At 47.7% G+C, this 411-nt stretch carries 1 pseudogene; it reads left to right on the forward strand.

The features are described from left to right. Positions 1-163 precede the first annotated feature (163 nt). Positions 164-411: pseudogene (locus LKK83_RS12010) on the forward strand (reverse transcriptase domain-containing protein); the annotation flags it as partial.

Consider the following 411-nt stretch of genomic DNA (forward strand, 5'->3'; position numbering starts at 1 on the left):
GACTTGCAAAAGTACCTCGGGGGAAAGATGGAGGCGTCGGCATAACACCCCAGATGATGGAACGAGATAACCCGACTTGGACTCTCAGTCAAAAGGTCGATAAGCTGAGTAGTGATAAGTGTAAGCGCAAGTCTTAGTCGGGGTGAGATTGAGGAGGAAGCAAAAACAACGGTTTGACTTAACTCAAAAACTTGGGAAAGATTCCAAAGCCCGTGCCTTACGCAGAATATGGATTCCAAAACCAGGGCGCGATGAAAAGCGTCCTTTAGGGATTCCGACGATAAAGGATAGAGCCGAACAAGCCTTGGTTAAACTGGCATTAGAACCCCAATGAGAAGCCCGATTTGAGGCAGACTCATACGGATTTAGGCCAGGAAGGTCAGCGCATGATGCGATTGATGCCATATTCAA

It is taken from the genome of Phormidium sp. CCY1219 (genome assembly GCF_035615515.1).
Classification (GTDB): domain Bacteria; phylum Cyanobacteriota; class Cyanobacteriia; order Cyanobacteriales; family Laspinemataceae; genus CCY1219.